Origin of the sequence: Pseudoduganella sp. RAF53_2 (assembly GCF_052113985.1) — a bacterium.
GTDB lineage: Bacteria > Pseudomonadota > Gammaproteobacteria > Burkholderiales > Burkholderiaceae_D > Rugamonas.
The window spans coordinates 1-9,336 of the sequence record NZ_JBFRDW010000180.1 but is presented as its reverse complement, the minus strand read 5'-3'; the positions used below and the strand labels follow the sequence as shown (position 1 = coordinate 9,336).

The following is a 9,336-nucleotide window of genomic DNA, read 5'->3' as shown; positions in this document are numbered from 1 at the left end:
GCTTGGCTGCGCTCAGTGGACGCCCTGTGGTGCCCAGCATGTTCACGCCGTAAGCGCTAGCCATGGTTTCGACCGAAAACAGCACGTCGCCAGTCTGGGTCCCGACCACGATCAGGCCCGCGGCGTGATGCAACTCGCCCATGCGACGGATCAGCTCCAGGCCGTCCATGCCGGGCAGGCTCAGGTCCATGAGGACAATGCTGATGGGAGCGCTAACGCCATTCTCTAGCAGCCGCAAGGCGCTTGGTCCGTCGGCGACCGGGGTGACCTGCTGCGCGTCCATATGGCGCAGCATGCCGACCATCAGCTCGCGCTGGACTGGCTCCCCCTCCGCGACTAAGAAATGCAAACTGGCGATGTCCATGGCTTGTACTCCGAATGATGCGTCAAGCCGTATTTTGCCTTACTTGTTCAAAAAAACATACAGTTGCACAAGCGGCAACATTCAGGGATTCGACTTTGCCGAGGTGGGGAATGACGACTTTGTGTTTCGCCGAAGAGAGCAATTCATCCGACACGCCCTGCCCTTCGTGGCCGAGAATCCAGGCCACGGGCTGTTTCAGGTTCAAGTCGTACAGGCGCTCGGCTGCGTAACCGCTGGTTGCCATGGTGGCGATTTTGGCGCTGGCGACTAGTGGTGCCAGCTCCACATTTTCGTGAATATCGAGCACGAAGTGGGCGCCCATCGCCGCGCGCAGCACCTTCGGCGACCAGCAGAACGCCGTACCGGGACCGCAATACACTTCCTTGATGCCCGCCGCCGCCGCGCTGCGCAGGATGGTGCCGACGTTACCAGGGTCCTGCACATTGTCGAGCAGGACGGCGTTCACGGTCAGCGCGGATGGAATGGCCTTCTGCGGCGTCTCCACCAGGAACATCACGCCGACGCCGTGTTCCACCTGGCTCAGGGCGTTGTACAGCGCGTCCGGCAGCCCAAGCACATGCGCATGTTCGGATTCCAGGCGGCCAACGATGTCGGCCACTTCTGCGTTGTGCAGCGCCGATTCGCTGACGATGCATTGCTCCGGATGGCCACGCAGCTCCAGCCACACCTCACACAGATGCACCCCATCCAGCAGGGTGCGGCCTGCCTTGCGGCGCGCCTGCGAGCTGGTGGCGAGGTGTTTGAGGTCCTTGTACTGCGCGTTGTCGCGCGAGGTGATGTGTTTCATAGGAAGGCATCCCGCTCCAGCAGTTCGCGCACGGGCGCAAAGGAGCGGCGGTGCACCGGCGACGGGCCGTGCTCGCGCAGGCGTTCCAGGTGCAGCGCGGTGCCGTAGCCTTTGTGCTGGTCGAAACCGTATTGCGGATATTTCTTGTGCAGCTTCAGCAGCGCTTCATCGCGCGCCGTCTTGGCGAGGATGGACGCGGCCGAAATGGATTCAATCTTGTCGTCGCCATCGACAATAGCGATGGTCTGGATCTTCATCACCGGACATTTGTTGCCATCGATGAGGGCCAAGGTCGGCACGGTGGACAGCGCATACACGGCCCGCTTCATGGCCAGCATGCTTGCCTGCAGTATGTTCAGGCGGTCAATCTCGGCCTCGGATGCCTTGGCGATGGCCCAGGCAATGCACTGATTCTTGATCAGCGGCGCTAGCTCCTCGCGCTTCAGCTCCGTCAGCTTTTTCGAATCGCGCAGCCCTTCGATGGGACGCTCGCGATGCAGAATCACAGCAGCCGCGTACACGGGACCGGCCAGCGGGCCACGCCCTGCCTCGTCCACGCCGCAGATGATCTCCTCCAGCGAGTACGGCAGGTCGCCAAACAGGTCGGGTTGGGTGTCGCTCATTGTCCGATCACTTTCAATACTGCCGCCGCGCCCTCTTGCGCGCTATTGCGCAGCAGGCTGTAATGCATGTCCGTGAAGCGCTGCGCCAGCTGCAGCCGGTGCGGCGCATCGGTCAGCTGCTGCCACATGGCGTCGGCCAGCGCTTCCGGCGTGGCTGCATGCTGGATCAGCTCCGGCACCACGAATTCGCGCGACAGGATATTCGGCAGGCCAATCCACGGCTGATAACCCATGTGCTTCATCACATGATAGGACGCCGCCATGATTTTGTATGCAATCACCATCGGCTTTTTGAACAGCGCCACTTCCAGCGAGGCGGTGCCGGACGCCACCAGCACGGCGTCGGCGGCGCAGATCGCGGTGTGCGACTGGCCGTCCAGCAGCGTGATTTCCACGTCCTGCAGGCCTGCCTGCGCCACCACTTCCAGGAAGTATTGGCGCAGCTTGTCGCTCGCCATCGGCGCGATGAAGCGCAGCGAGCGGTCGCGCTGCTTCAGCAGCTTGCAGGCGCCGACAAAGGCTGCCGCATTGTATTTGATCTCGCCCATGCGGCTGCCGGGCATCACGCACACCACATTGGCGTCTTCCGGAATGTTCAGCTGGCGACGCGCGGCCGCTTCATCCGGCACCACAGGAATCACTTCCGCCAGCGGATGGCCGACATAGGTGACCGGCACGCCGGCCTGCTTGTAGATCTCTTCCTCGAACGGAAAGATCACCAGCATATGCGAAACAGAACGGATGATTTTCTTGATGCGTCCACCGCGCCAGGCCCAGATCTGCGGGCCGATGTAATGCACGGTCGGAATGCCCGCATCGCGCAGCTGCGCTTCCAGGCCGAGGTTGAAGCCAGGGTAGTCGGCGCCAATGAAACAGGCAGGACGGTCCGCCAGCAACTGGTCGCGCAGCTGGTTCTGGATGCCCTTCAGTTCGCGGTAACGGGGGATGATTTCGAACAGCCCACGTACGGTGAGCTTGTCCATTGGCCAGTGCGATTCGAAGCCGTGGGCTTGCATCGCCGGGCCGCCGATGCCGTGGAAGCGCGCGTCCGGCAGATGCGGACGCAGGCCGCCCAAGAGCCGGCCTGCCAGCATGTCGCCGGAGGGCTCTCCGGCGACGACTGCAATCGACAGGTCAGCGGACGATGCCACGGGTCGCCGTATCGAGGAACTCGCGCATGGCGCGCGCGTGCAGGGCGACTTCCTCAGGCAAGGCCTGCTCGTCCGCCAGCATCGCGGCCTTGGCTTCATCCAGCGTCAGGCCGGAGCGGTACAGGGTCTTGTAGGCCTGGCGAATGGCGTTGATCTGCTCACGCGTAAAGCCGCGGCGCTTCAGGCCTTCGATGTTGACGCCGTGCGCTGCCGCCGGATTACCGTTCAGCAGAACGAATGGCGGCACGTCCTGGGTCAGGCTGGTGCTCATGCCGACGAAGGCGTGCGGGCCGATCTTGCAGAACTGGTGCACGTTGGCGAAGCCGCTCATGATGACCCAGTCGCCAATCTCCACGTGGCCCGCGATCTGGGCGTTGTTGGAGAAGATGGTGTTGGAGCCCACCACGCAGTCGTGCGCCAGGTGCACGTACGCCGAGATCCAGTTGTTGTTACCCAGCTTGGTTACACCCTTGTCCTGCACCGTACCGGTATTGAAGGTGCAAAATTCGCGGATCGTATTGCCGTCGCCGATTTCCAGGCGGGTCGGCTCGCCGTTCCACTTCTTGTCCTGCGGCGCAGCGCCGATGGATGAGAACTGGAAAAACTTGTTGTCCTTGCCGATGGTCGTATGGCCTTCGATGACCACGTGCGGACCGACGACGGTGTTCTCGCCGATGACAACGTTAGGACCGATGACCGAGTACGGGCCAATCTCGACGCCCGCAGCCAGTTCGGCCTTCGGGTCGACGATGGCGGTTGGGTGAACACTCGCCATAATCAAACGCCCGGCTGGCTGGCATCCGCCGCGCTGCGGATGGTGCACATCAGTTCTGCTTCAACGGCTACCTGGCCATCGACCGAAGCGACGGCCTTGTATTTGAAGATGCCGCGCGCCATGCGCAGCACTTCCACGTCCATCTTCAGCTGGTCGCCAGGACCAACCGGACGCTTGAAGCGCGCGTTGTCGATGCCGACGAAGTACACCACCGAATTCTCGTCCGGCTTCAGGCCGATGCTCTTGAACGACAGCAGGGCCGCGGTTTGCGCCATGGCTTCGATCATCAGCACGCCGGGCATCACCGGCTTGTGCGGGAAGTGGCCGTTGAAGAATTCTTCGTTCACGGTCACGTTCTTGATCGCGGTGATGGACTTGTTTTCTTCGTAGCTGAGAACGCGGTCAACCAGCAGCAGCGGATAGCGGTGCGGCAGATAGGCCTTGATCTCGCAGATGTCCATCGTCTTGTTTTCTGTAGTGGTCATGATTCTTCGTGTTTCGTTATCGTTTTAATGGTTTTTTCCAGATCCCGGACTTTTTCCCGCATCGTGTTCAGGTTGCGTACGACGACGGCGGTCTTCTCCCACTCGCTGTGAGTGGTGAATGGATAGAAGCCGGTGTAATGGCCCGGCTCCTTGAGCGTGCGCGGAATCAGCGTACCCGGACCGACGTGCGTGTGATCCGGGATGCTCAGGTGGCCGGAGATCATCGCCGCGCCGCCGAAGGTGCAATACTTGCCGATCTTCGCGCTGCCTGCCACGCCGGTGCAACCCGCCATCGCCGTGTGGTCGCCGATCTCGCAGTTATGCGCGATCTGGATCAGGTTATCCAGCTTCACGCCGTTGCCGATGATGGTGTCGCTCAGCGCGCCGCGGTCCACGGTGGTGTTGGCGCCGATATCCACATCGTCGCCCATCACCACGCGGCCCACCTGCGGAATACGCACATAGACGCCGCCCTCATTGGCGAAGCCGAAGCCGTCGGTGCCGATCACGCAGCCCGAATGCAGGATGCCGCGCTTGCCGATGATGCACTTGGCATGGAAGGTCACATTCGCGAAGAGGTGCGTGCCCTCGCCGATCTGGGCCTCGCGTCCCACGTAGCAGCCGGCATCGATCACCACATTGGCGCCAATCTCGGCGCCCGCCTCCACCACCACCTTGGGGCCGATGTGCGCCGTCGGGTCCACCTTGGCGCCTGGGTCGACCCAGGCGGTCGGATGCACGCCGGCCGGCTTCACCACGGCGGTCTGCGCCTCGAACAGCTGGGCTGCGCGGGCAAAGTAGACGTAAGGGTTCTTGACGACGATGCGCGCACCCTGGTAAGTCTGCGCGACTTCGGGATCGTCATTGGCGTTCAGGATCAGGGCAGCGGCGTGGCTTTGCCCCGCATCTGCGCGGAATTTACTGTTGCTGAGAAAGCTGATGTGAGAAGCGCCGGCGTCAGACAGGGGCGCAATACCGATCACTTCGATGTTCGGGTCGCCCGTTAACTGTCCACCGAGGCGCTCGACCAATTCTCCTAGTCGAAAGCCCATCGGGTGTTCCTATTCTTACGGTTATTTGTCTTTGTCCAGCGCTTCGATGACTTTGTTGGTGATGTCGATGCGCGGGCTGGCCCAGACGGCATCCTGCAGCACGATATCGAAGCCTTCGGTCTGTGCCAGAGCCTTGATGATCCTCGTCGCCTTGTCGGCGATCGCAGCACGCTCCTCGTTGGTGCGCTGATTCAGGTCTTCACGGAATTCGCGCTGGCGGCGCTGGAAGTCACGGTCCAGTTCAAACGCTTCCTTTTGCAGCCGCACGCGGTCCGCCTCGGACATCGTCACACCTTCCTTGTCCAGGCGGGTGTTGGCGGCCTTCAGGCGGTTGGCCATGTCCTGCAGCAACTTTTCGCGCTTGGAGAACTCTTCGGCCAGCTTGTCGCCGGCCAGCTTGGCCATCTTGGATTCATTGTAGATGCGCTCGGAACTGAGCCAGGCGATGCGGGACGACTGCGCGTGCACCGGCGCCATCGCCAGCCAGCCCAGCGCCAGTCCGGCAGCAAACTTGCTCAAAGTTGCGGTTGCAGTCTTCAACTTAACTCTCCGTGACATTATCGTTGCTATGCAGCAATTAGAAGCCAGTACCCATCTGGAACTGGAAACGCTCCAGGCGGTCGCCTACCTTGGCATTCAGGGGCTTAGCATAACTCAACTTGAGCGGGCCCACCGGGGAAATCCAGCTCAAGCCCAGACCGGTCGAGAAGCGCAGCTCGGACAGGCGCATCTTCTGGCCTTCCTGGTAAACCTGGCCGCCGTCGACGAAGCCGAACCAGCGCAGCGAGCGGTCCTGGCCCTGGCCTGGGAATGGCAGCTGCAGTTCGGCGTTACCGATCAGACGCGAAGCGCCACCCAGGGCGTCGAAGGTGGTCGGATCGACCGTACCCAGCGAGGAGCTGTAATAGCCGCGCACCGAGCCGATACCGCCGGCGTAGAAGTTCTTGAAGACCGGGTAAGCCTTGTTGCCGATACCGTGGCCGTAGTCCGCCTCGCCGCGCAAGGCCAGGGTGATCTTGTTGGTGATCGGCTTGTACCACTGGTGTTCATACACCGCGCGGAAGTAGCGCGAATCGCCGATGGCATCCAGTTCCAGGTTGATGCGCTGGTAGCGGCCCAGGGTCGGGGTCAGCGCGCTGTCGCGGCTGTCGCGTGCCCAGGCAGCGGTCAGCGGCACCGAGTAAGCATTGACTTGGCCGACGCCGTCAGCCGGGCCGCCCAGGTCGCGCACGTACTTCTTGAAGTAGGCTGGCGAGGTGGTGTCGGTTTCCACGCTGGATTTCTCCAGACCGATACCGAAGAAGATGGTGTCCAGTTCGGAGAACGGCACACCGAAGCTGATACGGCCGCCGGTCTGCTTGATGTTATACGCGCCGATGTTCACTGCAGGCGGACGCACGGTACGCAGATACAGTTCATAGCTGCGCGACACGCCATCGTCGGTGAAGTACGGATTGGTGTTCGAGAACGCGATGGTACGGCTGTACTTCGAGGTATTCAGTTCCAGGCCCACGGTGTTGCCGGAGCCGGCGAAGTTGGCCTGCTGGATCGCGGCGTTGAAGGCGAACTTTTCCGCCTGCGAGAACGAGCCGCCGATCTGGAAGTTACCGGTCGGTTTTTCGACCACGGCCAGGTTCACGTCCACCTGGTCGGAAGTGCCCTGCGCCTCCGGCGTATCGATGGTCACGTCCTTGAAGTAGCCCAGACGGTCGACGCGGTCGCGCGACAGTTTGATCTTGTTCGCGTCGTACCAGCTCGATTCGAACTGGCGGAATTCGCGGCGGATCACTTCGTCGCGGGTGGTCGTGTTACCCGAAATGTTCATGTGGCGCACATAGGCGCGCTTGCCCGGATCGATGAAGAAGGTGAAGGCCACTTCATGCTTGTCGCGGTCGATTTCCGGGTTCGCGTTCACGTTGGCGAATGCAAAGCCGAAGTTACCCAGGCGGTCGGTGATCAGCTTGTTGGTCGCGGTCAGCAGCGCGCCGGAGTAAAGCTCGTTGCGCTTCAGCAGAACCAGGGAGCGCAGCTCCTCTTCACGGCCGAACATCTCGCCTTCGAACTTGATGTCGGAAACCTTGTACTTGTCACCCTCAGTGATATTGATGGTGATGTAGATGTCCTTCTTGTCCGGGGTGATCRAGACCTGGGTGGAATCCACATTCATCTCGATGTAGCCGCGGTCCAGATAGTAGGACTTCAGCGCTTCGATGTCGCCGGTCAGCTTGGTCTTGGAATACTGGTCGGCCTTGGTGTACCAGCTGAACCAGCCGCCGGTATTCAGCTGCATGGTTTCTTTCAGCTCTTTGTCGCCGAAGGCCTTGTTACCGACGATGTTGATCTGCTTGATGCGGGCGACATCGCCCTCGTCCACTTTGAAGGTGATGTTGACGCGGTTACGCTCCAGCGGGGTCACGGTGGTGACGACCTTCACGCCGTACAGGCCACGCGACAGATACTGGCGCTTCAATTCCTGCTCGGCGCGATCGACCGAGGCTTTGTCGAAGGTCTTGGCTTCGCCCACGCCGATGTCCTTCAGCGCCTTGACCAGCATGTCCTTTTCGAATTCATGGGTGCCGTCGAAATCGACTTTGGCGATGGCCGGGCGTTCTTCCACGATCACCACCAGCACGTCGCCGTCTTTTTCCAGTTTTACATCCTTGAAGATGCCAGTCGCGTACAGGGCCTTGATGGCGGCCACGCTCTTGTCTTCACTGAAGGTTTCGCCGACGCGCACAGGCAGGTAGCTGAACACAGTACCGGCTTCGGTACGCTGGATGCCCTCGACGCGGATATCCTTGACTTTAAATGGTTCAACAGCCAGCGCGCTGCCGGAGCAGATTGCCAGGACGGCGGCGCCGATCAGGCTGCGGCGGAAAGAAGGCAAGGCGAAACGGTCAGAATATAATTTCATCGGCAAATTCAAGGGCTTAAAACATGCGACTGTCTGGTTTTAAAGGAGCCGCGCCACGTCGTTAAAGACAGCCAGTGCCATCAAAGTCACCAGCAAGCCTAGTCCAAGGCGCTGCGCAATCTCCGCAAAATGTTCCGAAACAGGTCGCCCGGTCAAAACTTCCAGCGAATAATACAGCAAATGCCCCCCATCCAGAACAGGAATTGGCAGCAAATTCATAACGCCAAGGCTGATACTGATGAAGGCAATGAAGCTCAGATAGCTGACGGCGCCGATCTTTGATGTCTGGCCGGCGTAATCGGCGATGGTGATAGGGCCGGTCACGTTCTTCCAAGAGACCTCGCCGGTAATCATCTTGCCGATCATGCGGATGGTCAGCACGCTGGTATCCCAGACTTTGACCACCGCCTTCTGCAGTGCTTCGACCGGACCGGAAGTCACAACGATCATATCGGGCATGCCGATGACTTCCGCTTTGATCTTACCGATTGTTACAAGGCCTTTACTGGAGCCATCCGGCACCGCTTCCGGCGTGATTTGCAGCGACAGCGGCTGGCCATTGCGCAGGCCCTCGATCGTCACCGTGCGGCCAGGTGCGCGCTGGATGGCGTTCAGGAAGGCCGTGGTATCGGGAACCGACTCGCCATCCACTTCAGTGATCTTGTCGCCGGACAGCAGTCCCGCACGTTCAGCGGCGCCGCCCGGCAGCACCTTGCCGATCACGGCTGGCGGACGGGCGTAGTTGATACCGACTGCAGCCGGCACATCGCCTTCCAGATCGACTTTGGCAAAGGCTTCGGCGGGAATGTTCAGGGTTTTGGCGCCATAGCCCGGACGATCAGCATCGATGCGGGCGCCCTGCTTGTTGATGGCGGCCTGGATCATCTGCCAGCGCAGCTCGGACCAGCCCTTCAAGGCATGGCCATTGATGGCGGTGACGACGTCGCCGCGCTGCAGACCGGCGATGGCGGCCGGCGTATTGGCGCCCGGCGCACCGACCTTGCTGCTTGGTTCTTCGATGCCGTACATGAACAGGCCGGCGAACAGGACTATGGCCAGCAGGAAGTTGGCGATCGGGCCGGCGGCCACGATGGCGATGCGCTTCCACACATTCTGGTGCATGAATTCGCGTTTCAACTCGGATTCCGGGAAGCCCTTCAGATC

At 61.0% G+C, this 9,336-nt stretch carries 10 protein-coding genes; all 10 read right to left on the bottom strand.

Going from position 1 to position 9,336, the window contains the following annotated elements; translation table 11 throughout:
- The coding region (locus tag AB4Z11_RS12830; RefSeq protein WP_442025635.1) for a response regulator at nucleotides 1-364 on the bottom strand (364 nt) is incomplete at its 3' end.
- 22 nt (nucleotides 365-386) lie between these two features.
- On the bottom strand, nucleotides 387-1,172 hold the full coding sequence (locus AB4Z11_RS12825; RefSeq protein WP_442025634.1) for a TrmH family RNA methyltransferase: 786 nt from the start codon (nucleotides 1,170-1,172) through the stop codon (nucleotides 387-389).
- Nucleotides 1,169-1,795, bottom strand: a complete 627-nt coding sequence (gene rnhB / locus AB4Z11_RS12820) for a ribonuclease HII (RefSeq protein WP_442025633.1) — start codon at nucleotides 1,793-1,795, stop codon at nucleotides 1,169-1,171. Before rnhB ends, AB4Z11_RS12825 begins: the two co-directional genes overlap by 4 nt.
- Nucleotides 1,792-2,946, bottom strand: a complete 1,155-nt coding sequence (gene lpxB, locus AB4Z11_RS12815) for a lipid-A-disaccharide synthase (RefSeq protein WP_442025632.1) — start codon at nucleotides 2,944-2,946, stop codon at nucleotides 1,792-1,794. Before lpxB ends, rnhB begins: the two co-directional genes overlap by 4 nt.
- Nucleotides 2,930-3,721 carry an acyl-ACP--UDP-N-acetylglucosamine O-acyltransferase gene (gene lpxA, locus AB4Z11_RS12810; protein WP_442025631.1) on the bottom strand — a complete coding sequence of 264 codons (792 nt, stop codon included), beginning with the start codon at nucleotides 3,719-3,721 and terminating at the stop codon, nucleotides 2,930-2,932. The genes lpxB and lpxA overlap by 17 nt, the downstream gene beginning before the upstream one ends.
- A gap of 2 nt (nucleotides 3,722-3,723) precedes the next feature.
- Nucleotides 3,724-4,206 carry a 3-hydroxyacyl-ACP dehydratase FabZ gene (gene fabZ / locus AB4Z11_RS12805; protein ID WP_442025630.1) on the bottom strand — a complete coding sequence of 161 codons (483 nt, stop codon included), beginning with the start codon at nucleotides 4,204-4,206 and terminating at the stop codon, nucleotides 3,724-3,726.
- Nucleotides 4,203-5,258 carry a UDP-3-O-(3-hydroxymyristoyl)glucosamine N-acyltransferase gene (gene lpxD, locus AB4Z11_RS12800; RefSeq protein ID WP_442025629.1) on the bottom strand — a complete coding sequence of 352 codons (1,056 nt, stop codon included), beginning with the start codon at nucleotides 5,256-5,258 and terminating at the stop codon, nucleotides 4,203-4,205. Before lpxD ends, fabZ begins: the two co-directional genes overlap by 4 nt.
- A 21-nt stretch (nucleotides 5,259-5,279) precedes the next feature.
- Nucleotides 5,280-5,735, bottom strand: a complete 456-nt coding sequence (locus AB4Z11_RS12795; RefSeq protein WP_442025636.1) for an OmpH family outer membrane protein — start codon at nucleotides 5,733-5,735, stop codon at nucleotides 5,280-5,282.
- Between the two features lie 100 nt (nucleotides 5,736-5,835).
- Nucleotides 5,836-8,172 (bottom strand): outer membrane protein assembly factor BamA, encoded by a 2,337-nt coding sequence (gene bamA / locus AB4Z11_RS12790; protein ID WP_442025628.1) that lies wholly within the window; start codon nucleotides 8,170-8,172, stop codon nucleotides 5,836-5,838.
- Nucleotides 8,173-8,211: 39 nt separating this feature from the next.
- The coding region (gene rseP, locus AB4Z11_RS12785) for an RIP metalloprotease RseP (RefSeq protein WP_442025627.1) at nucleotides 8,212-9,336 on the bottom strand (1,125 nt) is incomplete at its 5' end.